Below are 23,528 nucleotides of genomic sequence, written 5' to 3'. Positions count from 1 at the left end.
GATCGCTCAGTTTTGTAATTTAGATTAGATAATAGATAAAATCGCAGGAGATTTTCGATGGCCAGTCGTGGTGTAAATAAAGTAATTTTGGTTGGTAATTTAGGTAAAGATCCTGAAGTTCGTTACATGCCAAACGGTAATGCCGTAGCCAACTTTACTGTAGCTACAAGTGAAACTTGGAAAGACCAACAGGGTCAGCAGCAAGAGCGCACCGAGTGGCACAATATCGTCATGTACCGTCGTTTAGCTGAAGTTGCTGGCGAATACCTAAAGAAAGGTTCTAAAGTTTATTTAGAAGGCAAATTGCAAACCAGTAAATGGCAAGATCAGACTACAGGTCAAGATCGCTATAAAACTGAAATCAATGCGATGGAAATGCAAATGCTTGATAGCCGCGGTCAAGGTGGTGGTCAGCAAGGTGGCATGAACCAAGGTTACGGTAACGCGCCGCAACAAAGTGCTCCTCAGCAAGCTCAAGGTGGTTATGGTCAGCAGCAACAAGCTCAAGGTGGTTTCCAACAACCAGCTCAAGCGCAAAAGCCTGCTTACACGCCTAAGCCTCAAGCGCCAGCTCAGCAGCCTGCCCAACAAGCACAAGGTGGCTTCCAACAAGCGCCAGCTCACCAACCTGCACAAGGTGGATATCAGCAAGCTGCTCCTGCGCAGCAGCAAGGTGGTTTTCAACAACCAGCTCCAGCACAGCGCCCAGCGCCAACGCCACAGCCACAAAATACTACACCTGATTTAGGCGGTGATTGGGATGATGATATCCCGTTCTAGATCACGTTAAATGCAAAAGTGTTAAATTAAACACGTATTTTACGAATTATTATGAGGAACCCAGCATTTTTGCTGGGTTTTTTATTGGCTGCGATAGCTATTTAGAGGTGACGAGTCACGATCTTGAGTGATCAACTGGCATTGTTAACCATGCCTTTTAAGACAATATTGTTATAGGTGACAAAGCCAATAATATTGCCTTGTTCAATGACAGGAGCTTTGTTGATCTGGAATTGATCAAATAAGCGGGCGGTATAGCGAATATCCATATCTGGGCATACTGACATCACAGGCTTTATCATGATTTCATAAACATTAACCCGCTCTGGTGACTTATCAGTGGCTAATACTTTTCTGGCAATATCACTGAGTAACAATATGCCGTATTCATCATGCTCATGGCGTTTGTTAATCACTAAAATAGTGACGTTTTTTGCCATCGCAATATTAATGGCTTCACTGACGGTAAGTAGGCCATCAATCATGGCGTAATCATTCATCAAAATATCACGGTTTTTTATTGGCGTTGATGGTTTCATATTTGATCCTTTATATCATCAGTGAGTTTTGCAACTTGGTGAGCAACACCAACGGCATCTTCAACATCAATTTGAATTGCTATTCCTTGACCTGGGTGAGTATTAAAGCCGCCCACCTCACAGATCGTTTCTAAAATATGTCGGCTCATATGCTCTTCAACTAGCCATAAAATGACGTCCCGTTGTACATCTAAGCCTAGCCCCATGAAGGTTTTCTTTTTAGTTAGTCCTTCACCGCGAGCATGGTTAATTACAGTGGCACCTGTGGCACCAGCTTCTCTGGCGGCATCCAGTACCGCTTCAGTACTAATATCATCAACAAAAGCGACAATTAATTTAAATCGCATGGGTTACTCCTTGGCGGATTTTCGTTGGTCAACAAAGGCTACGATTTGGGCGTAGCTCATGACGGCAATGATTGGAAATAAGCTAGCAAAGGCAATTAAGCCAAAACCATCAATAAGGGGATTGCGGCCTTCAACATTAGATGCAAGCCCTAAACCGAGTGCGGCCACGAGGGGCACAGTCACGGTAGAAGTGGTGACGCCGCCGGAATCATAAGCTAAAGGAATAATCGATTTCGGCGCGAAAAATGTTTGAATTACAACTACCACATAGCCAGCCATGATGTAGTAGTGAATAGGATCACCAACCACAATACGAAAACAACCTAGTGAGATCCCAAAAGCGACCCCAATGGCCACAGAAATTCTCAAGCCTTGAATACTAATGGTGCCACCAGAGACTTCATTGGCTTTTATCGCCACCGCAATTAATGACGGCTCAGCAATGGTGGTACTAAAGCCAATGGCAGCTGCAAACACATAAACCCACAGGTAATCTTGCCAAATGAACGGTCCAGCGGAGCCATCAGGGTGCAAAATACTGGGGGAGGTGAGTTGATCCGCTAAGTTTTCACCAATGGGAAATAGCGCTAACTCTAAGCCGACCAGGAAAAAGCTTAAGCCTAAGATCACATACACAAAACCTAAGACCACGGTTTTCCAATTGGCAATGGGACGCTTGAGTACACCCAGTTGAAAGCCAAATAAAATTGTCGCAATTGGCACCACATCACGCATGGTAAGCAGTAAGGTTGCCAATAGCTGGTTAATCCACTCCATAATACTCCTTGTAGGCGCAGCTTTGATTTATTACAACGTCAGCTAAAACAGGGCTGTTGCGGAATGTCATTACAGGATCATCCCGTAAAGCAGTACAAAAATAACTGGGGTTAAACTGGCAAAGGCAATCAGCCCAAAGCCATCAAGCATGGGATTACGTCCTTTAATCACAGTGGCTAAGCCAACGCCGAGAGCCGTTACCAGCGGTACAGTAATGGTTGACGTGGTGACGCCACCAGAGTCATAGGCGATACCAATAATATTCTCAGGGGCAAAGCTGGTGAGCACCATCACTATGATGTAGCCGCCAATGATCAAATAATGAATTGGCCAGCCTTTTACAATGCGAATAACCCCTAATAAAATCGCTAAACCTACTGACACCGCTACGGTTAATCTCAGTCCCATCGCATAGCTGTCCATGGCAGCCTCAGTGGCCTTGATGGCGCCACCATCTGCTGCAACTTGGGCTGCTTCAGCGGCGACAGCGGTTAAGGCGGGTTCTGCTAAGGTGGTGCCAAAACCTAATGAAAAGGAGAAGGTCACCAGCCAGAAGGTACTGCCTTTACGGGCGAGTGCGTGTGCCAATGATTCACCAATGGGGAATAAGCCCATTTCTAAACCAAAGACAAAAAAGGTTAGCCCAAGAACAATAAATACTAAGCCTACAAGAATGGAAAATAAGTTATCGGGTGCTTGTTGGAGGATAAATATTTCAAAGAAACTCACCACGACTATGATGGGAATAAGATCTTTAAAACTGCCGAGCATGGATTGTAAAAGCTTAACTAACCCTGTCATTCCTTCTCCTTTGATTGCTAAATACTAACCGCCAAACAGCGTGTTAACTTGCTAGCCTAAAAGGTTTATTTATTGTTTTTAGCTAGTTCCAGTTTGCCTGTTTATAGTTGTAAGGCAACATTAAATTAACACAAGTTACAATATCTTTGAGCTAGATCAATTTGTCTAAAAAAGATCCTAGTAGGAGAGGATTAAAGAGGGACTTTTTAAGGGTTATAAACTTTTTTAAGGCTAAAGAGTTTCTTTTCTACCAATAAAAAAGAGACCATATAGTCTCTTTTGTCAGCGATTAATATGTCAGTGTTGCGTGCTGCATAAGGCCTAGCAGATCCACTTAGGCTACATCTGTGTCTAATGGTAAGTGTTGCCACTCGTCATCGGCGCTTATGTGTAGCACTTTGATCTGTTTATTGTGCTCGACATTAATATTGCTCAATTGGTTAGGACATAATGTTAGCTGATTGGCGATTTTGATGTAAAAGCCCACCGTAGTTGGATCGTTGCCGATAACGCTTTTTGCTAGCGTGGTTTGTTGGTAAAGCCATAGGTAGTCACCTTTGATTTCACAATTTAGGTATTCAAGCTGCAATAATTGCTGATTGTTATCTGCAATGTGAAAGTTTGTCTGCACGTAGTCAGCAAATGCTTGCCTACTTTGTGGCTTGTTGACTAAATCACTATCAGTCCCAATGACGCGTTTCGCTGTTTGCTGGGCATCAGCTAAATAAAAGCAGTGTTGAATGGCTAAATTGCCGTTTTTGGCATTAAACAGCACATTGGTATAGCTTTCTTTTTTTCTATTAGCAGAAGCCTGAAAATTAAATAATAACAAGCCTGCAAGGGTGATAAACCATATTAGAGCAATAATTATCCAAAACATTATTATATTCCTTTATTGCTAGCTGTTTAAAAAGCAGTGTTGAGCTGCTGCATGATTTGAGCCTGTTGGTAATTAATAAATATTGATACGCGGAAAATAAGCTGGCATTAACAGCAAATACTAATTAAATACCATAGGTCAATATATAGTATTAGTAAAATCTATTATCAAAGTTTTTAATGTTAAATAGGAGGTTAGGCACAGCTTGAACGCGGTTATCGCGAATTGATTATCTGACTATGATTGAGGCTCATGGCCGGTATTGACTCGGGCTAATATAAGCTGAATGCTTATTGGTGAATGTCTAAATATATGGTTTATAAAGTATGTTGTTTAAATGGCTTTGGTTAAATTTAATCATTAAAGGCCTAATGGCGGCATATTTTCAGGTGCTTTAATTTGGTATTTATCTAAAATTTGTTGAAACTCACCAGAGCGCTTTAATTTAGCAATACCTTGAGCATACACATCTGCGATACGGCTTTGATTAGGATTAAAGCCTACATATAAAGGCGTTGGCTCACCATATGAACCGGCGTATTTGATTTGATTAGCTACATCATTTTTGTATGCAGTATATTCAATAGCGACTTTATTACCCAGTATCACATCAAATCGGCCATTTACGAGGCGCTTAATGTTCAACATCATGGGTTGCTCTCCCGTGGCGGCGTAAAAGTCGGTTGAACGGCTAATTTTATCATTGAGCTGCTCGCCGTAGTCATAACCTCCGATAATCCCCACTAGCGCACCATCAAGACTGTCTAATTGCTGAAATGACCATGAAGCGTCTGCGCGAGTATAAAAATCCGTGCTGGTATAGCCAACAATCAGTGTGTCGGTATATAAATTAAATTGTTCAATATGGGTTGGTGTAACTGCAAGAATGGCATCGATATTACCAATTTTAACTTCCTTTAAAGCGCGATTAAAAGGTACCGCAATAAAATGCACCTGTTGATCCATGACTTCAAATGAGCGCCGAGTCAGTTCAGTGACATAACCGGTGTGATCTTGGCAAATATAAGGGCACCAAATATCCGATGCGATCAATACAGGCTTGGCTGCAAGGGATGAAGAAACCAGTAGTAGTAGAGAGATAATATATTTCACGGTAGTGTTGGCCTCAATAGAATAAGTGCTAATGGCGCAGCCTTACTTAGCTAGTTTTCACCGCACTATGCTCCGCTATTAAACCTAGTGCTTGCTTAAATTCAGTTAGTTGAATTAAATCTAGCCACTTTCAGTAAATATAGTAACCTAAAACGACAGTTTGCTAGCGAAAAGTTAATTTTTTTGTGACGCAATAAATAATATGGACGGGCCAAATGATCGTAAACAGCATAAAGCATGTGATTTACAATGAAACGGGCGCAGCTGAAGTGATGCGCTTTAACCATTCAGCATTACCTAGGCTTAAAGCTGGGCAAGTGATCATAAAAGTACATGCTGCAGGGGTTAATGGCCCAGACATTAAGCAGCGAGAAGGCGCATATCCGCCGCCAAAAGGTGCTAGCCCGATATTAGGCTTGGAAGTGGCAGGGGAAGTCATTGCAATGGCTAAAGATGTCACGCAATGGCAAATCGGCGACAAGATCTGTGCCTTAGTGCCTGGCGGTGGCTATGCAGAGCAAGTGATCACTTACGCCTCACATTGCTTACCGCTCCCCAAAGGCTACAGCTTTGTACAAGCGGCGGCCTTACCGGAAACCTGTTTCACGGTTTGGGGAAACTTGGTTAATCGCGCCAAGCTTAAAGCCGGTGAAACAGTGCTGATCCACGGCGCCTCTGGCGGTATTGGCACCACCGCCATACAAGTTGCCAAAGCCCTAGGCGCTAAAGTGTTTGTTACCTCAGGTAGCGATGAAAAATGCCAATATTGTCTCGACCAAGGGGCGAGTATGGCGGTTAATTACCATAAAGATGATTTTGTTGAGCCTATCCTTGCAGCAACACAAGCTGAAGGGGTCAATGTGGTGCTAGATATTGCGGGTGGTGATTTCATCAACCGCAATTTAAAGGTATTGGCTTTTGATGGCCGCATGGTGTCAGTGGCAACCCAGCGCGGCGCTAAAGCAGAAGTGAATATTTTTAGCATTATGGCCAAACGCATTCAATGGACTGGCTCAACGCTTAGGCCGCAAAGTGTCGAGGCTAAGGCTGACATCGCCGCTGGATTATTAGCACAGCTATGGCCATTACTGGATGCTAAACAAGTGCAGATCCGGGTTGATAAAGTGTTCCCGTTTGATGAGGTCGTAAAAGCGCATCAATATATGGAGTCAGGTCAGCATAGAGGCAAGATTATTCTGCAGCTAGGCGAAGCCTAAACCTAAATGAGCAAAACCTAAACAAGTAAGATGTAAACAAACAAGACCTAAGCAAGAATTAGGCAATAGTAAGGCATCAAATTCAAAACAGTCTTTTTATCATAGCTGACTTGAAGGCTGTCATATTTGAACTAAATTAGAGCTTGCAGCGCCGCTAAATTACACTGGGTGCATAACACCTTGGGAAAATCATAACTCAGATGATTTGCAGCATAAGACGATGGCGATATGGCACTGGCAAAAAATGGCAAAAATATAAAAAACTTCATTAATAATATATTGATTTTTTCATAAGTTTTTGATTAATTATCCTCAATAATCATGCGCGTTGCGTAGAGGTTAGTAAATAAACTGTGTGCTGCTAAAATGCACATTTTTTAGGTATGTGTTGATTTAAGGGCATTAGCATATATGTATAACACTGCAAAAAAACAAGTTTGGTATGGTGAGCTTCGTACTCCACGTGGCACCTCAATTGTCGTCCATGACAACCGACTCCCCGATGCGTCTCCCGGTCGAATCTACTTATTTAATGTTAGTCGTAACACGATTGGCGAGTACGTAGAGGATATCGTTAAGGTTAACCTGCATGAGCTGGAACCCCAGCAGTTAACAGCCGCCAAAGCTGAGCATGAAGCAGCATGGCTTGCTGCTAGAGCTGAGTTTATGGCAAAACATGAAGCGCATATCGAATTATCTTCAGTGCCAGACTCTGCGCCAGCCTCAAAAGCCAAAAAAGTTGCAGCGGTGGATGAGATTATCGATGTCGATGACAGTGAAATGGAATTTGAAGATGCTGATGCCGACTTCGGTATCAGTGATGACAGTGACGATTAGCATAAAGCGCTAAAGACAAAAAATGGAGCATGATAATAAATCATAGCTCCATTTTTATTGGCTGTTTATTAGTAAATCAATCGCTCAACAGTAATCGCTTAGGCTTAAATTACCCCAAACTCGTAACGGCTCACATGGCGATAAACTTGTCCTGGCTCTATCCAAGGCTTACCGGGTAAATCGGCTTGATTAGGTGAGTCTGGCAGCATTTGTGGTTCAATACATACCGCTTGGTGAGACTGGTAAATACGGCCGTCAAAGCCTTTTACGCCTTCAAGGAAGTTAGCGCCATACAGTTGCACCCCAGGTTGATTGGTGTAAATCGTCATGGTGCGGCCAGTTTTAGGGCTTGAAAGACAACCAAATCGACAGACTTGCTCAGCATTGTTAAGCACATAACAATGATCAAAACCATTGGTGGCAGCAAGAGCAGGTCGATGAGTTTGCACAGCAAATGCAGTGGCTTGGGCTAAATCTAAATCGCTGCCAGTGGTCGCAGCAATTGAAGTTGGAATACCCACTTCATTCATTGGCAAATATTGCTTGGCATCCACTTGGATCAAATGCGCTGCATTAGTTAAGCTATCAGCGCCTTCTAAATTAAAATAACTGTGCTGGGTGAGGCTAATAGGGCAGGCCTTATCGACACTTGCTTGCATTTCAATGAGTAAACTATTGTCAGCCAAGCGATAATCTAATTGCACCGTACAATTACCCGGAAAGCCCATATCACCATCTGGGCTATCAAGGGTTAATCTCACCCCGTCTTCAAGGGCTTGCATATGCCAATGCTTTAAATGAAAACCTTCAGCGCCACCGTGTAAGCAATTGGTCGCTTGGTTTATATCGAGCTGATAGTGGTTGCCTTGATACTGCAACTGACCATTAGCAATGCGGTTAGAGTATCGCCCTGCAATGGCGCCTAAATAAGCCGGCTGGTTTAAATAATCGCTGACGCTATCACAGCCTAAAACGATGTTATCTCGCTGGCCTTGGTTATCTTCAGTCCATAAGGCGTTTATAATTCCCCCTAGACTTAACACTTCAATAGCAACCTTGCCGTTGTCGACTCGAATACGTTCTACCCATCCTCCGCGAGGATCTTGCCATGGTTCAAGTGTGGTGATTTGTAACATTAATGCCTCTTATAGCAATAGAATTGCTTATTCAATTCTGCCTGCGCCGCCACTGGCAGAGCATAAATAGATAATTGGTTCTAAGGATGTTTGTTGTGGATATAGCTGCTCAACGGCATTGACCACAGCATCGGTTAGCTCATGATCAATAAGCGCTACCACGCAACCATCACTCATTCTTACGCCGCCTTTGGTGCCAATGATATCTTTAATTATTTTCACTAAGGCATCAATCTCAGGGGTGCTGATGTCAAAATCATCGCGCATGGATTGTTGTGATTGGGCCATTAATTGGCCGAAACGGGCAGTATCTTGTTGCTCTAGAGCGCGGGCGGCATTCACAGTGCGTTGGTTTTCAGTTAATACATGCTTAGCTCGATGATAAAGTTCATCACCTAAGCTAGCTTTCGCGCTGTTTAGCTGGCCAAGGCTGACTTCCCTTAGTGACTCAACTCCAAGCAATTCATTAATCTGATGACATTGCAGTTTACGGGCATCAAAGCGGTCAATTAACAGCTGGCGATCGATGCTAGGATCGACAATCAGCAAACTTAAGCTGTCAGGAATCGCTATTGCGCGGCCGTCTAACTCTAAGCAGTCAATCAATAAGGCGTGATCGGCCACCGCCAGTGCGCTAATGGTTTGATCCATAATGCCAGATTCTGACTTTATGAACCTGTGCTCTCCACGTTGGGCAATTTGTGCAATGGCTAATGGCGATAAATGCAGTTGGCTGGCGTAGCTAATGGCAGTGCCAAAGGCCACCTCAAGAGCTGCTGATGACGACATGCCTGCGCCCAGTGGCACATTGCCGACAATGGCAATATCCATGCCTTTAGCTTTAAGCCCAGATTGAGCCATTGAGGCGGTAAAGCCTTTTAGGTAATTTCCCCAACTGCCTTTATCTTCAATGGCGTTTTCTTCACCAAAACGCCATTGTTCGATTTGCCCAGCAAAGGCATCAGTCACGGCTCTAAAGGTGTTATCACTACGATGTTTAACCGCAATAACAGTGTGAAAATTAATTGCAGCGGGTAAAACGAATCCTTCGTTATAATCCGTGTGTTCGCCAATAATATTGACACGACCTGGTGCTTGATACAGGTCGTCAGCCGTAGTTCCAAATGTTTGTACAAACAACTTCATGGCTTTTTGAGCAGGATTTGACATACAGTTACAGTTCCAAAGAATGTCGAGTTACGAAGTTACCTAAGCGGTATAAAAGTATTAAATTTTAAATTGATAATGTGATTTATATCACGACTTGCCAGTGGCTGTAACTACTGAAAACTCGATTGATACAATTTGCAGCTTAAGAGTAGTCGGTTTTGTGGAAATAACAGTAATTTCAATGCCTTTGTACTACTAAAGAGGTATGTTAATGTAAGGGTTTACGTTGACTGTTTTATTGGCAGAACAAATTTGAGGTATAAACTGGCTTTATAACCACCCAAATAGCGACGCTGGCTAACCTTGGCTGATTGATAAAAAAGCGCATTTTAAACAATAAAAAAGCGCCTTAATGTTAATAAGGCGCTTATCGGTTTAGCATAGCGAATAGAGGATATCGCTAACTATTTACGCTTATGGCTTGCTCAAGTTAGGGGTGATTTCAGTGGCTGCGCTGGCTTTATCAACGCTCGCTTCTGATTCTTCCTCTGTGTTTGGCTCAAGTAATTCATGAATAACATTGTCCACAAAACCAGCACCTGCAGCTTCGTAAAGGTTATAAACGCTGTTAACCCCTTGCTCTTTCAGTGACTCTGCATCTTCAGAATATTGCACAATGGCGCTGATCTTACCTTGGTAATCGAGCTTTTTAAGTTGCTCTACCGCAAACATATTACCAATATGGTGTGGCATGGCTAATAGCACCAATTCAAGCCCCGGTGCCCGCTCAAGCTTTTCCCAAAAATCGGTATCGCTAGCATCGCCTTGCACCACATTGCGGCCTTCAGAGCGATGAAAATCCACCAGTTCTTGCTTGTGTTCAATCCCCAGTATTTCGCCTGAGTATTTAGCGCGCAGCTCATCGTAAGCACCTGAGCCAATCCGGCCCATCCCTAAAATCAAAAAGCGCGGATTACCCACAGGAATTTGTCTATCCTCAGGGTGTAGCGGGTGTTTTTCAAGGGTGATAAAGGTTTTATGGTAGCGCTGATAGAACTTGTTGACCGCCGCATTAAGGGGCGCAGCAATTAAGAAACTGATGCTCAAGGCTACTGCTAAAATGATTAACCACTCGGCAGGTAACCAGCCTTTTGATGCGGCTACCGCAGCAACAATCAAGCCAAACTCACTGTAGTTACCTAGATTGAATGAGGCAAATAGCGAGGTACGAGAACGCAACTTAAAGCGGGTCAATAATATAAAGAACAGCATGATTTTAAACGGCACTAATAGCACCAGTAACCCAGCTAGGCCCACATCGGCAATGGTTGGCAAACCATTTAAACCAATGGTTAAGAAAAACGCGACTAAAAACAGCTCTTTAAAGTAGTAAATTGATTTAGAAAGCTCGGACGCTTTAGCGTGGCCTGCCAGTAAAATACCAATAATCAATGCGCCTAGATCCGGCTTTAAGCCAACGGCTTCAAACAGCCAAGCGCCCATGACTAATGCCATAGTCAGGCCAAATAAAATCAACATTTCGCCGTGGCCAACGCGGTCGAATATTTTATAAATTAGTGGTTTAACTAGTGGTAACAGCAATAAACCTAAGGCGTAAATGGAGGGGAAATCACCCTTTGAAATGGTGAGGAATAGCACTGCGAAGATATCTTGCATAATCAAGATACCAATGGCGATACGGCCATACAAGGCTTGGCTATCACCGTTTTCATCCAGCACTTTGACGGCAAATACGGTACTTGAAAAACTTAAGGCAAAGCTCAGTAGTAACAGCTGATCAATATCTAAATCAACTAGCCTGTCTAGCCCTACTAATCCCAGCAATTTTAAGATGGGTAAAAAGAATAATATCGAGCCAATTAAGTGCAAACTGGAACTGGCCCACACCTCAGATTTGAGTAAACTTTTGACATCTAATTTAAGCCCAATAGCAAACAGCAGTAACATGACGCCGAGGTCAGCTAGTTCCTGCAGCAGTGGCAAGCTTTCATCTTGGATCCCAAAAATAAACAGTAAAAAACCTGCTGCAAGATAACCAATTAGTGGTGGTAAACCGACTCGACTAACAAGCATGCCACATAATAGCGTAACAATGAGAATTGCGGGTTCCATAAGGCCTTATTCGATTTGTTGAAACTAGGTTGTAGGTAAGTAGATTGTATAAGAAAAGAATCAACTTGGTATTAAAAAATAGCTCAGGATTAAAAAAATGGCCAATCTAATAAATAAATTGACCATTTTCAATATCTTAGTTGAGAATAAATTTATTTATTCAGCAATAAATCCAAGTGCTCAGCAAAGGGTTTAGGCCCCATAAAGCCGGTTACGCGTAAATCTTCACGCTGATTGCCATTTTCATCGAACATTAATAGGGTCGGTAAGCCTAATACGTTGAAGTGCTCAAGCAGTTCAATATCAATGGCATCACTTTTAGTGACATCGGCTTGCAGTAACACCATTTGATCTAAACGCTCTAATACTATTGGATTAGCAAAGGTAATCGCCTCAAACTCTTTACAGGCCACACACCAGTCAGCGTATAAATCTAGCATCACGGTTTTACCGCTAAGGCTGGCTTTATCTAGCTCAACTTCTAAGTCTTCTAGTGACTTAATTTGAATGAATAACTCACCATGGCTAATTTGCTTGCTTTGGTTAGTCTCATTGCTGATTGATGGCGCCTGATGGCCCAATGCAGTCATTACCGCTTGGAAACCATAAGAGAAACTGGCGAGTAAAGTCAGCGTCAGTATGATGCCACGGGTGGTTTGCTTCCAGTTAAACTCTGATAGTTTGTTCTGGTGTATGAGGTAGCCCGTTAAGCAAATCCCCCAAATTGACCACAATACATCAGATACCAGTCCTGGCCAGATGCGGCCAATCATCACGATTGAGACAGAAATCAGCAAGAAGCCAAAAATGGTCTTAATGATATCCATCCATGCACCGGCGCGCGGCAGTAATTTACCACCAGAAGTACCAATGATCAGTAATGGCACCCCCATACCCATGCTTAATACATACAGCGCCAAGAAGCCCTGTAGTAAGTCGCCACTTTGGGCCACATAAATCAGCGCACCAGACAGCGGCGCAGTGGTACAAGGCGACGCCACTAAACCTGAAATAACGCCCATAAAGAACACCCCAACAAGGTTGCCACCTTTTTGGTTATTCGACAGGGTATTCATCTTGTCTTGGAATTTGCCCGGCAGGCGTAATTCATACATACCAAACATAGATAAACTCAGCAGTACAAACATTACCGCTAAGAAAATCAAAATAGCAGGATGTTGCAATGCCGCTTGAAATTTCATGCCCGCAGAGGCAACCACTAAACCTAATAATGAATAGGTAATCGCCATACCTTGAACGTAGGCCATTGATAGTGTGAAGGCTTTAGCGGTAGATAACTTTTTCCCTTGGCCCACAATAATCCCTGACAAAATCGGGTACATAGGAAACACACAAGGGGTTAAGGCTAAACCAATACCTAAACCAAAGAAGATAACTAAGGTCCACATTAAGCTATCGTTGGCCAGCATTTGGCTTAAGCTGTCTTGTTGGGTGATAGGCGTTGTCGCATTGCTTGCGGTTGCTGGTTCAGCTTGAGCTGGCACATCACCAATAATGGCTTTTTTGCCCTTTACCTTGCCATCGTTAGCAGCAACAGCATCTAGCTTAACATCACGTTTGGTAGGCGGATAACACAGCTTGCCTTCAGCGCAACCCATAAAGGTCACTTGTACTAGGCTGCCTTGGGCGGCTTCTTTAAGGGCTAACGGCAGCTCAACAAAGGTGTAATACACTTCTTGTTCGCCAAAATATTCATCGTTATGAACCTTGCCTCGGGGTAGGTCTATATCGCCAATCACTGCGCCGTCGGCAGAAAACTGCAACTTGTCACGGTACATGTAATAACCATCGGCAATCACAAAGCTAATGGCTAATTGATTATCTTTTTGCTGATAATCAAATACAAAAGCCTCTTCAACAGGCATTAACTCTGGCTCGCCCTGAAGGAAGCTGAACTTATTACTGCTAAAAATGCCTTCACTGTGAGCTAATGGCGTTAGCAGGAGTAAAGAGGTAAAAATAAGCGCAAATATTTTTTTCATGATTGGGAAGTTTCTTCTATCCATTTTAAATAATTTGGCAAGCCTTGAGTAATAGGCATAGCGATTAATTCAGGTACTTCATAGGGATGCTGTTGGATCACTATTTGTTGAATTGCATCATAATTTTTAGCAATACATTTTATGTGTAAAGCGACTTCACTACTATGACAGACCTCATCATCCCACACATAAACTGACTCTATTTGTGGAATTAATTGCACACAAGCAGCCGCTTTAGTTTCCACTAGCGTTGATGCAATGCGTTTTGCACTGGCGTTATCAGGGCAAGTTGTTATAACTAATAAGTAAGTTGCTGGCATTGGAATGCTATCATCTATTGGTTGCCTTAAAGTTAGCTTAAGCTTAATAACATAAACTGCGGTTTATCTTTATTGTTGTTGCTAATGTTATGTTTATCGCGATTTCAATAGTGCAATACTGTACGTTTTTTCGTAAGCGCTTGCATTAGTCATTGATGATAATCGTGACACGTCTTGAATTAAGACCGGATAACCCCCATTTAGTTTTCATAGCCAGTGAAAAAATTGAGGCCCACATGTTATTTATTTTATTGTTTGTATTTATTATCGTTCCGACCATTGAGTTGTCAGTATTAATTTCTGTGGGCGATGTGCTTGGCACCTGGAATACCATCGCATTAGTGTTTTTCACTGCGATTGTGGGAGTATCACTAGTGCGCAGCCAAGGCTTAAGCACCTTAATGTCAGTGCAATCTAAGCTTGAGCGCGGTGAAGCGCCGGGTAAAGAAATTGTCGAAGGCATGATGCTCGCCGCGGCAGGCTTACTGTTATTGTTTCCGGGCTTTGTGACTGACTTTATCGGTTTGTTATTGCTAACCCCAATCACTCGCTCACCGATTGCCAGCTATATCTTTAAACGTATGCAAATGCGCGTGGTTGCTGGTGGCGGTTTTCAGGGCGGCTTTGGTCCACAAGGTCAACCAGGCCAAAATCCATTTGGGCAAAATGGCCCATTTAACCAAGGCGGCAATACCTTTGACGGTGATTTTGAACGCAAATTTGATCCAAATGATTTAACCCCTGTAACCCATCAGGTAGAAATTAAAGATATCACCCCACAGGATGAGCCTCGCGCAGATAGTGAGCAAAAGGGCGAGCAAGATAAGCCCAAAAAAGACTAATTGTTAGCTTGGTGACTCAATGAAAAAACGCTAGCAAGGCTAGCGTTTTTTATGGCTCAAATAATTCAGCTGCTTGTTTACGGCATTAACTTAAGGTGCGAGAGTCGAATCCTTTGAAGGTTTGTCTAGCTGCTCAGCCATCCAATACGCGCTAACCGTACTCCCAACCCAGCAAATAAATAACACCCAAGTGGCCATCGATACTGAAGGGGGTAAATCAAGGGTCACGCTGTCGTGCACTGCGGCATAAATACTGTTGAAGTCCAGCGCAATATTTCCCGCGACAATATCATCAGCCACTACTTGAGCGCGCTGCATCAGCACGGTCATGATGGCGCATAAACTGATAAAACAAGCCAGAATAATGCCCCAACCTATGGCTTTTTTACCTATGTATAAGTGCCCTGTACCCGGGCACACAAAAGCTGACAATAGCGCGGCGTTGATTGATCTTTTCATTGTGTATTAACCCTTGTGCATCCCTGTTAATTTATGGTGTTAATTGACTCAGTGGCCGTTGACGCGGTAACGGACTCTGGCTCAGTGACCCGACTGGCCATCACATAGCAGGCAATGCCCATAATGGTATTGGTTATTGGCAGCGCAATTAATAAACCTTTTACCCCGCCAAAGTATAAGCCAATGGCCGCCAATGGCAGCATTAAAATAAACAGCCTGACTAAGTTAATCACTAACGACTGGATCGGTCTATGGTAGGCATTTAAACAAGTGGCGAAGATAATCACCACTGCTAATGGCCCATAGGCTGCGGGTAAGGCTTTAATATAAAAGCTCAACCAATCGATCACCACAGCATCATTACTGAATAACTGCGCAATAAAATCAGCACTCAAAAAGATAGGCAGATACAGTAAGGTTTGCAGCACAAGGGCAAACCGCAGTGACAGCATCATGGCATCTTTAGCCCGCTGATGTTGCCCCGCCCCCAAGTTTTGCCCCACAAACGGCATTAAACTGGAGTTAAGGGCCATGATCCCCAAAATAAATAAGGTTTCTAAGCGCACCCCTGCACCATAAGCCGCCACCGCAGCTTGATCGACTCTGGCAAGCATGGCCAAAATAATGCCGTTGGCAATAGGGTTAATCATATTCATTAAAGCCGCAGGGCGGGCAATATGCCCCAGCTTGCACCAGTTTTTGATAATCCGGTGCTTACTTAATTTGGTGAAGACCAAAATTTGTTTTTTGAATACCAAGATATACACAGCCACAGAGGCTGAAAATAACCAGGATATTGAAGTGGCAATGGCTGCGCCTTGAATACCCAGCTCAGGGAAAGGCCCAAGACCAAAAATAAGTAAAGGGTCGAGTATAAGGTTGATAATTGCTGCCACCGACATAATGATCGCAGGGGAGTAAGTATCACCGGTGGCGCGAATGCCCTGATTGCCCACCATCAATAACACCAATAATGGCGCCCCTAAAAACCACACCAGCATATAATCATGAATAAGTGGCAAACTTAACTCATTAGCGCCCAGTAGGGTGAATAGCGGGTCAATGGCCATAATCCCGATGCACACTAACGCGCTCACCAATAAAAATGTTAGCCACAAGGCATCAAACAAAAACGCTTTAGCTTGGGGTTGATTACCTGCGCCAATTAAGCGGGCGAGGTTAGTGGAAACCGCCGCGCCAATGCCAATGGCAATACTGGAAAAAATAATCGCCACCGGAAACGTAAAACTTACCGCAGCTAATGATTCAGTGCCCAAAAGACTGATGAAATATGTATCTATAAGGCTGCCACCATAAATGGTGAGAATACCGATAAGGTTGGGGAGGCTCATATTGAATAGCACACGACCTATTGGTGCGTTAAGCAACCCATGTTTATCTTTCATCTATCTCGACTTAAACACGAAAACGGGAGCCAAATTCTAGCAGCATTCAAGATGGTTTAAATATTAGCAGCCACAAATTTTACAATTAAATCGCAGTTTTTTTTAAAATACACTTGGAACTGTCAACATCGACCCCCATATATCATTCATCAAAGGGGTAATGCCCTTATCATTTTGTTAAAACCGCCTCGTTTTAGGGCACCAAATCATTAGGAGAGTCCGTAGATGAATATTCGTCCATTACATGACCGCGTAATCGTTAAACGTTTAGAAGTTGAATCAAAATCAGCTGGTGGCATTGTATTAACTGGTAGCGCTGCAGAAGTATCAACTCGTGGTGAAATCCTAGCAGTAGGCAATGGTCGCATTTTAGAAAACGGTGAAGTTAAAGCCCTTGACGTTAAAGTTGGCGACGTAGTGATTTTCAACGAAGGTTACGGCGTGAAAAAAGAAAAGATTGATGGTGAAGAAGTCCTTATCTTATCTGAGTCAGACCTAATGGCTGTTGTAGGTTAATTTTAAACATTAACCCTTTGCAATCATCAACAAATTTGAAGGAACATAACAATGTCAGCAAAAGAAGTATTATTTGGTAGTGACGGTCGCGTTAAAATGCTTAACGGCGTCAACATTCTTGCTAACGCAGTAAAAGTAACATTAGGCCCAAAAGGTCGTAACGTCGTTTTAGACAAAAGCTTTGGCTCACCGCTAATCACTAAAGATGGTGTATCGGTAGCGAAAGAAATCGAACTAGAAGACAAGTTCGAAAACATGGGCGCACAAATGGTGAAAGAAGTTGCTTCTAAAGCCAATGATGCGGCTGGTGACGGTACAACTACTGCAACCGTATTAGCACAATCAATTGTGGTTGAAGGCCTTAAAGCAGTCGCTGCTGGCATGAACCCAATGGATCTTAAGCGTGGTATCGACAAAGCAGTTATTGCAGCCGTTGCTGAGCTTAAAGCACTTTCGCAAGAATGTGCAGATTCTAAAGCCATTGCTCAAGTAGGTACTATCTCTGCTAACTCTGATGAATCAATCGGTGAAATCATTGCAACAGCAATGGAAAAAGTAGGCAAAGAAGGCGTTATTACCGTTGAAGAAGGCCAAGCCCTTGAAAACGAATTAGACGTTGTAGAAGGTATGCAGTTTGACCGCGGTTACCTTTCTCCTTACTTCATCAACAAAGCTGAAACAGGCAGCGTTGAGTTAGATTCTCCTTTCATCTTATTAGTTGATAAGAAAATCTCTAACATCCGTGAATTATTACCAATCCTTGAAGGTCTAGCTAAAACAGGTAAGCCACTGCTTATTGTTGCAGAAGACGTTGAAGGCGAAGCATTAGCAACATTAGTTGTCAACAACATGCGCGGTATCGTTAAAGTAGCTGCTGTTAAAGCACCTGGCTTTGGTGACCGTCGTAAAGCAATGCTACAAGATATCGCTATCCTAACTGGCGGTACTGTTATCGCTGAAGAAATCGGTCTAGAACTTGAAAAAGCAGCCCTAGAAGACTTAGGTACAGCAAAACGTGTTGTTATCACTAAAGACAGCACCACCATCATCGATGGTAACGGCGAGCAAGCGCAAATCTCTGGCCGTGTTTCGCAAATCAAACAACAAGTTGAAGAGTCAACATCTGACTACGACAAAGAAAAACTTCAAGAGCGTATGGCAAAACTTGCTGGCGGTGTTGCAGTAATCAAAGTTGGCGCAGCAACAGAAGTTGAAATGAAAGAGAAAAAAGCCCGTGTTGAAGATGCATTACATGCAACACGTGCAGCCGTTGAAGAAGGCGTGGTTCCTGGCGGTGGGGTTGCACTAGTACGTGTAGCGTCTAAGATTTCTGAAGTTGAAGTGATCAACGAAGACCAAAAGCACGGCGTAATCATCGCACTACGTGCAATGGAAGCACCACTTCGTCAAATCGCAACCAACGCAGGTGAAGAAGCCTCAGTTGTGGCGAACACAGTTAAAAACGGCAGCGGCAACTACGGTTACAACGCTGGTAACGACACTTACGGTGACATGCTAGAGATGGGTATTCTTGACCCAACTAAAGTAACCCGTAGTGCATTACAGTTTGCCGCATCAATTGCTGGTCTAATGATCACCACCGAAGCAATGGTAGCTGAAATTCCACAAGAAGCTGCAGCGCCAGATATGGGCGGTATGGGCGGTGGTATGGGTGGAATGGGCGGCATGATGTAATCTAGCTTGTCTAAATTGGTGATAACTGCGTTGCTTCACCACTCGTTTAGCGTACTAAACGTCGTGGTAAAGCGCCTTGTTCTAACCTATTTATACAGCGCTATATGCACTGCTGGTCTAAAGCCTAAAAGCTAGAGCCAAACTTCTTGTAAAAGAACTTTTGATATATATGAAAGCCCCGATACCTAACGGTATCGGGGCTTTTTGTTTGGGTTAAATATCTTTATCCATTTAGTACTAATTAACTTGTATACTTGAAAAGTACGTAGGCATTTCAGACATAACACTAGACACTAGCTCACTGTTTTTATTTAATATGTTGCTTTTAAAATTACTAATATTAATATTGGAATCATTGAAAGATCTTGATAATAGTTTACATATTTCTCTATCTACATAACCTTTAGAGTACAACCAAAGCTCAAAGTCACCAGATAAACCAAGTTTTAAGCTATTTTGCAAATGTTTTAGCTCTTCTTCTAAGTCTTCGTTTTCATATTTACCATTACATAAATCAGCTAATGCACCTACTATTAACATAGCATCGTAACCTAGCGTGTTATCAGTATATTTAACTATCTGGTCCATTGTAACTTTGCGAGATTGCGAGCCTGCTTGGTATTTAATTTTTTTCTTATCCATAAAGTTAAATATTTCGCTATAACTTGCCCCTGATATCCATAAACAAGACGATTCTAAAACCATCTTCAAAGGACTCAATTTTTCAAAAAGTTCATTCCTACATACATCTAACAAGAGTGGCCAAATGCGTTTAAATAATTCAAATATATCTTCTTGAGCACACAAGTGTTCATAGTTTTCTTCCAACCATTCTTCAATGAAGATTAAATCTTCTATACCCAGTAGTGCTTTGCCATAAAAAGAGAGTTTCTCTGGCTCAATATTTATTACCGATTGATAAATTAATTCAAAAGCCTCAATGAGTAAGAGCTTTTCTTTTTCAGAGCACAAATGATGAGCCAACGTGCCTTGGGCCAAATCTAAAAATACAGTTTCATTATTATCGTTTGATGCATCTTTCAGAAAAGACATCATATAGCTCTCAAGGGCATTAATTGTCTTTTGTTTACTATTCAAGTCAAATAATAAATCTTTTAAATCTTCCCCCGTCACCCCATTTTTTCTAGCTTCTTTTAAGCACAGCTTTCTATACTTCGTAGGATTTTTTATAAATTTAATTGCTTTAAACTGTTGATTACCAACTATAATTGGTTCAATCAGTAGCTTTAAACTACTTACACAGTCCTCTGAATTGGAAGGGTCTAATAGAGCTCTTACTTCTTGCCACCTTTTGTCACCAGCCCATGTAAGTCGTTCATCGTATAGTTTTGTATTGGCAAAAATAACGCTACCTTCTGTGTGATAGCCTGATCTACCAGCCCTACCTATAAGATTATGAAAATCTCTAGTCGATATTTTGTTAATACCCTGAGTTGTACTTGAAATAATCAAATATTTAATTGGTAGATTTACACCTTGAGCTAATGTAGAAGTACAAACAACAAGTGAGGCTTTGTTATTTTCCATGGCCCATTCCGCAGAAACCCTGAGGCCATTAGGAATATTGGAACCATGTGGCAAAACTCCTAAACCAATAGCTTTTGAGAAAATACTATTATCTGCAAAGTGCAATCGGCTTAAACTCTCAATTTTCAAAATCTCTAGTGAATCACTTTTAACTATTGGCGGAGGGAGCGCCAACCCTCTTGAATAACAATCAACTAACGTTGTACAGATAGATGTAATTGTGGCCTTAGTCCCGCAAAATATTGCTGAAGGTGATTGTTGAGCTAGTTTAATACCCAAATAAGCAGACATAGATGAATTAACACCTACTTCAGGGAATATTCGTTCTTTCCTTTCTTTTACTTTCTTTTCTAAATTTATTCGTTCGATAATTCGAGGAACGAAGAACTCTCTTTCTTTAACAAACTCTTTGTCTATGTACTTAAGTTGCCCAGTTGAGCTAGCGAATGCTGTTTCCCTAATTGTTGGCAAACAGTGAGTACCTTTAACTTCTGTTCCATTTTCTCCATACAACCAGTCACCTATAGTTTCAGCGTTAGACATAACAGCTGAGATAAGTATTAGCTGAGAATCATCTGGAATATTAGCCTTTAAGGATGCTAGTAATAATTCATATGTAACACCTCTAGAGCCCGAATCAAACTGGTGACCTTCATCGAAAATTAATAAACCTATATTAGAGGCTAATTCTGGTTCATGACGCAGTAAGTAAACGAGTTTCTCAGGTGTGGATACAATAATTGAATCGCTAGCATTGTCATCATCCTCTATATTCAGCAGGTCGTTAATCATTGCTAAATCATTAGGGTTTAATTGTGGGACATCTTGTAGTTCATTGATTTTGATGTTTTCATTTGAAAATGACTTTTTAAATGAATCAGCTATTTCCCTACACAATGCTCTGAATGGAGCAACAACAACAGCTAAGTTACTTCTTTTTGATAAAAAAGAACTGCGTATAATTAATTCTGTTGATTTTGTTTTACCTGCACTGGTTGGCATCTGAACAACAGCTGACTTCCCTTCAAAAACCCCTTTCTCGCCCAACAAACGTTGAGCGGGCCAAAATTCTTTAATGAAACTTTCTTTTGCTAGTGCAGCCTTCCAAAGGTCAACTGTTAAGCCAGTATATTTTGGAAGACAAATTAACGATGAATATTCTAACTTTCTCTTAGCTATAGCAGCCAAAATATCAACAAGTAGCAGTTCACGATCATTCCCCCCCTCGTATACAGCTTTTCTTAATTTTTTTATTGCATCATCAAGTTGGGTAAATGGGACTTCTTGTTTGAAGCAATTAATAATACTCGATGTAAAATATTCTAGCTCTTTTTCAAAATCGCAATTTTGTATAACATACCAATTATGCTCTAAATTTCCTTTTAATAGCCAAATCAAAATACCTTCGATATAGGAAGGAGTTAGTATATCAATGTCGTAATCTACAGCCTTTATTAAAACTAAAGAACTACCTGGCATATCAGCTAAGTAATAAGAGGCTGAACCTAACAGGTTTAAATAATTAGATAACGAGCTTTCTAACCTTGAATTGTTCAAAGAATCGAAATATTGGCTTACATCTATCAATTGACTTTTTAAAGCCAGGTATTCTTCATCATTGTCATCTTGCGCTAAATGAGAAGCCTCTATAGCGGATAAATCGCCTAGTATCCCAATAGTTAATAAAAGTAACTTTTGAGGTTCAATAGTTAAGTTAATGTGGTGTTCTTCCTCTACACCAAATTCATACATTTTTGCTTTAGATTTGGTAATAGACAGATATATTTTTGAGCTACGTTCAAGCTTCATCAGCAGCCCTCTGATATAAGAAATGAACCAAATCCATTAAAGCATCTCCCTTGATAACCAACAAACTCAAAGAAGAGCTATTAACATGTCCTGTAGTATCAGTTTTATTCAACTCAACGTCCGAGTACATTGTATTAGTTAAAACAGATGCAGCTCCGTACTTTTCTTTGTATGGACGATCTCCAATATTTTGAAAACGCTGAACTTTAGGAACATCTTGTTGAAGACCCTTTAATTTTAATCGTTGCTTTATTGCATTAAGAGACTCTGCAACTCTAAAGCGATCTTTATTTGAATCATTAACTGCTATTTGTAATCGGTTGGAAGGTTTTTTTCCAGTTAATGACCCCTTCACTTCATAAATCATTAATTCATCATTCTTAGCTTTACCATCATTAGAAAACTTAAAACCAATTACATCTGAACCATTTTCAGATAAGTTTGGATTCACTTTAAATTCATAACGAGTCCTTGGAACCCAGTAATTTAAATTAAACTCTAGAAAGTCTGATACAAGTATCTCTGTGAAATCTCCTGACCTAGTAGCAGGGCCTGTCTTCTCATGGGGTGCAGTAACATTTTGAACGGGGAGTTTTGTTTTTAGTAAGTACTCTGTTCTAGACAGTCCAGTACCATCTCTTAAGTCATCAATTTCATTATCATCACAATAATGGTTTCTGAAATGTTTTGCCCAAGCAGACACTGTAGCTTCGTCAGTCATATCTGGATTAAAAGTATAAATAGGTGCTTGCTTACCACAAGCTGTTGTTATTATCTCTCCTGTATCTTCTAACCATTTCAGATGTTTATTTGTCCATGGCATACTACTTTTCCTTTAGTGGGCTTATCCAACGGGCAGCAGGTAAGTTCGGGATAAATTAGAACTAAGTAATGTTTTTAACGTCTTGTCATTTCCTACAGCATTCAAATCAACCTATTTACTGCGCAGCAATCTTGGCAGTTCAAGGTGTAAGTCTCTTTGCGCTTTTGTACTTTGGTATTCTTGCTTTGGCACGTGGGGCAGGCTTGCTTCATGGGCGTATTTTTACTGCATTGATTACATTTTATGTAGTAACCAAACTTACCGTACATTGGGATGTAATTTGTTGATTCACCGCAATGTTTACAGCTTAGGCTGGCTTGAACTGCTGGTTGATTTTCAGTTAGTGGAGCACTGCTGTTAGTTGTTGTTTGAGTTTGTTGCTGTTGTATTGGCGCAGGCACTGGTTGTGGAAATGATTGTTGCTGTTGCTGTTGCTG

The 23,528-nt window shown here is 41.7% G+C and carries 21 protein-coding genes and 1 pseudogene; 6 read left to right on the top strand and 16 right to left on the bottom strand.

Annotation, left to right across the window (positions count from 1 at the left end):
- The first annotated feature begins 57 nt into the window (after positions 1–57).
- Complete coding sequence (locus BCU91_RS11065; RefSeq protein WP_102439974.1) at positions 58–780, top strand: single-stranded DNA-binding protein; 723 nt, start codon at positions 58–60, stop codon at positions 778–780.
- A 131-nt stretch (positions 781–911) separates the two neighbouring features.
- Here the strand turns inward: BCU91_RS11065 and BCU91_RS11060 are convergent, their stop codons facing one another.
- The 6 genes from BCU91_RS11060 to BCU91_RS11035 all read right to left on the bottom strand — a co-directional run bounded on the left by BCU91_RS11060 (position 912) and on the right by BCU91_RS11035 (position 5,237).
- On the bottom strand, positions 912–1,319 hold the full coding sequence (locus tag BCU91_RS11060; RefSeq protein ID WP_102439578.1) for a CBS domain-containing protein: 408 nt from the start codon (positions 1,317–1,319) through the stop codon (positions 912–914).
- Positions 1,316–1,666: a P-II family nitrogen regulator gene (locus BCU91_RS11055; protein WP_076538613.1), complete on the bottom strand. Its 351-nt coding sequence runs from the start codon at positions 1,664–1,666 to the stop codon at positions 1,316–1,318. Before BCU91_RS11055 ends, BCU91_RS11060 begins: the two co-directional genes overlap by 4 nt.
- Before the next feature lie 3 nt (positions 1,667–1,669).
- Positions 1,670–2,443, bottom strand: coding sequence for a DUF1538 domain-containing protein (locus tag BCU91_RS11050; protein ID WP_102439577.1), 774 nt, complete (start codon positions 2,441–2,443; stop codon positions 1,670–1,672).
- A 69-nt stretch (positions 2,444–2,512) separates the two neighbouring features.
- Positions 2,513–3,244 carry a DUF1538 domain-containing protein gene (locus BCU91_RS11045; RefSeq protein WP_076538618.1) on the bottom strand — a complete coding sequence of 244 codons (732 nt, stop codon included), beginning with the start codon at positions 3,242–3,244 and terminating at the stop codon, positions 2,513–2,515.
- Between the two features lie 334 nt (positions 3,245–3,578).
- A complete protein-coding gene (locus BCU91_RS11040; RefSeq protein ID WP_102531479.1) occupies positions 3,579–4,124 on the bottom strand; it encodes a DUF6702 family protein in 546 nt (181 codons plus the stop codon).
- A 360-nt stretch (positions 4,125–4,484) separates the two neighbouring features.
- A complete protein-coding gene (locus tag BCU91_RS11035; protein WP_102475474.1) occupies positions 4,485–5,237 on the bottom strand; it encodes a transporter substrate-binding domain-containing protein in 753 nt (250 codons plus the stop codon).
- Between the two features lie 215 nt (positions 5,238–5,452).
- On the opposite strand from BCU91_RS11035, the gene BCU91_RS11030 reads away from it, so the two are divergent.
- Both BCU91_RS11030 and BCU91_RS11025 read left to right on the top strand, forming a co-directional pair.
- The gene (locus BCU91_RS11030) at positions 5,453–6,454 is read left to right on the top strand and encodes an NAD(P)H-quinone oxidoreductase (protein ID WP_102439574.1); all 1,002 of its coding nucleotides are present in this window, start codon (positions 5,453–5,455) and stop codon (positions 6,452–6,454) included.
- A 411-nt stretch (positions 6,455–6,865) separates the two neighbouring features.
- Positions 6,866–7,291 carry a hypothetical protein gene (locus BCU91_RS11025; protein ID WP_102439573.1) on the top strand — a complete coding sequence of 142 codons (426 nt, stop codon included), beginning with the start codon at positions 6,866–6,868 and terminating at the stop codon, positions 7,289–7,291.
- 104 nt (positions 7,292–7,395) lie between these two features.
- Here the strand turns inward: BCU91_RS11025 and BCU91_RS11020 are convergent, their stop codons facing one another.
- The 5 genes from BCU91_RS11020 to cutA all read right to left on the bottom strand — a co-directional run bounded on the left by BCU91_RS11020 (position 7,396) and on the right by cutA (position 13,993).
- Positions 7,396–8,427: an aldose epimerase family protein gene (locus BCU91_RS11020; RefSeq protein WP_102531478.1), complete on the bottom strand. Its 1,032-nt coding sequence runs from the start codon at positions 8,425–8,427 to the stop codon at positions 7,396–7,398.
- A 27-nt stretch (positions 8,428–8,454) separates the two neighbouring features.
- Complete coding sequence (gene galK / locus BCU91_RS11015) at positions 8,455–9,597, bottom strand: galactokinase (RefSeq protein ID WP_102531477.1); 1,143 nt, start codon at positions 9,595–9,597, stop codon at positions 8,455–8,457.
- 414 nt (positions 9,598–10,011) lie between these two features.
- Entirely contained in the window at positions 10,012–11,670 is a 1,659-nt protein-coding gene (locus BCU91_RS11010; RefSeq protein ID WP_102439570.1) for a cation:proton antiporter family protein, read from the bottom strand.
- Between the two features lie 152 nt (positions 11,671–11,822).
- On the bottom strand, positions 11,823–13,673 hold the full coding sequence (locus BCU91_RS11005) for a protein-disulfide reductase DsbD (RefSeq protein ID WP_102439569.1): 1,851 nt from the start codon (positions 13,671–13,673) through the stop codon (positions 11,823–11,825).
- The gene (gene cutA / locus BCU91_RS11000) at positions 13,670–13,993 is read right to left on the bottom strand and encodes a divalent-cation tolerance protein CutA (RefSeq protein ID WP_102439568.1); all 324 of its coding nucleotides are present in this window, start codon (positions 13,991–13,993) and stop codon (positions 13,670–13,672) included. Before cutA ends, BCU91_RS11005 begins: the two co-directional genes overlap by 4 nt.
- A gap of 236 nt (positions 13,994–14,229) precedes the next feature.
- On the opposite strand from cutA, the gene BCU91_RS10995 reads away from it, so the two are divergent.
- Positions 14,230–14,835 (top strand): FxsA family protein, encoded by a 606-nt coding sequence (locus tag BCU91_RS10995; protein ID WP_102531476.1) that lies wholly within the window; start codon positions 14,230–14,232, stop codon positions 14,833–14,835.
- A 90-nt stretch (positions 14,836–14,925) separates the two neighbouring features.
- Here the strand turns inward: BCU91_RS10995 and BCU91_RS10990 are convergent, their stop codons facing one another.
- Entirely contained in the window at positions 14,926–15,294 is a 369-nt protein-coding gene (locus BCU91_RS10990) for a DUF6677 family protein (protein WP_102531475.1), read from the bottom strand.
- Positions 15,295–15,320: 26 nt separating this feature from the next.
- Positions 15,321–16,700: an MATE family efflux transporter gene (locus tag BCU91_RS10985; protein ID WP_102531474.1), complete on the bottom strand. Its 1,380-nt coding sequence runs from the start codon at positions 16,698–16,700 to the stop codon at positions 15,321–15,323.
- 225 nt (positions 16,701–16,925) lie between these two features.
- Here BCU91_RS10985 and BCU91_RS10980 point away from each other — a divergent pair, with 225 nt between their 5' ends.
- Both BCU91_RS10980 and groL read left to right on the top strand, forming a co-directional pair.
- Entirely contained in the window at positions 16,926–17,216 is a 291-nt protein-coding gene (locus tag BCU91_RS10980) for a co-chaperone GroES (RefSeq protein WP_076538652.1), read from the top strand.
- Positions 17,217–17,267: 51 nt separating this feature from the next.
- Positions 17,268–18,911 (top strand): chaperonin GroEL, encoded by a 1,644-nt coding sequence (gene groL / locus BCU91_RS10975; RefSeq protein ID WP_102439565.1) that lies wholly within the window; start codon positions 17,268–17,270, stop codon positions 18,909–18,911.
- A 237-nt stretch (positions 18,912–19,148) separates the two neighbouring features.
- Here groL and BCU91_RS10970 read toward each other — a convergent pair whose 3' ends face one another.
- The 3 genes and pseudogenes from BCU91_RS10970 to BCU91_RS20570 all read right to left on the bottom strand — a co-directional run.
- On the bottom strand, positions 19,149–22,268 hold the full coding sequence (locus tag BCU91_RS10970; RefSeq protein WP_102531473.1) for a DEAD/DEAH box helicase: 3,120 nt from the start codon (positions 22,266–22,268) through the stop codon (positions 19,149–19,151).
- The gene (locus BCU91_RS10965; RefSeq protein ID WP_102531472.1) at positions 22,258–23,091 is read right to left on the bottom strand and encodes a Hachiman antiphage defense system protein HamA; all 834 of its coding nucleotides are present in this window, start codon (positions 23,089–23,091) and stop codon (positions 22,258–22,260) included. Before BCU91_RS10965 ends, BCU91_RS10970 begins: the two co-directional genes overlap by 11 nt.
- Before the next feature lie 101 nt (positions 23,092–23,192).
- Positions 23,193–23,528, bottom strand: a pseudogene (locus BCU91_RS20570) (nuclease); the annotation flags it as partial.

Origin of the sequence: Shewanella sp. 10N.286.52.B9 (genome assembly GCF_002873635.1) — a bacterium.
Lineage (GTDB): Bacteria > Pseudomonadota > Gammaproteobacteria > Enterobacterales > Shewanellaceae > Shewanella.
Note: the sequence above shows the minus strand (reverse complement) of the source record. Positions and strands in the feature narration are given on the sequence as shown.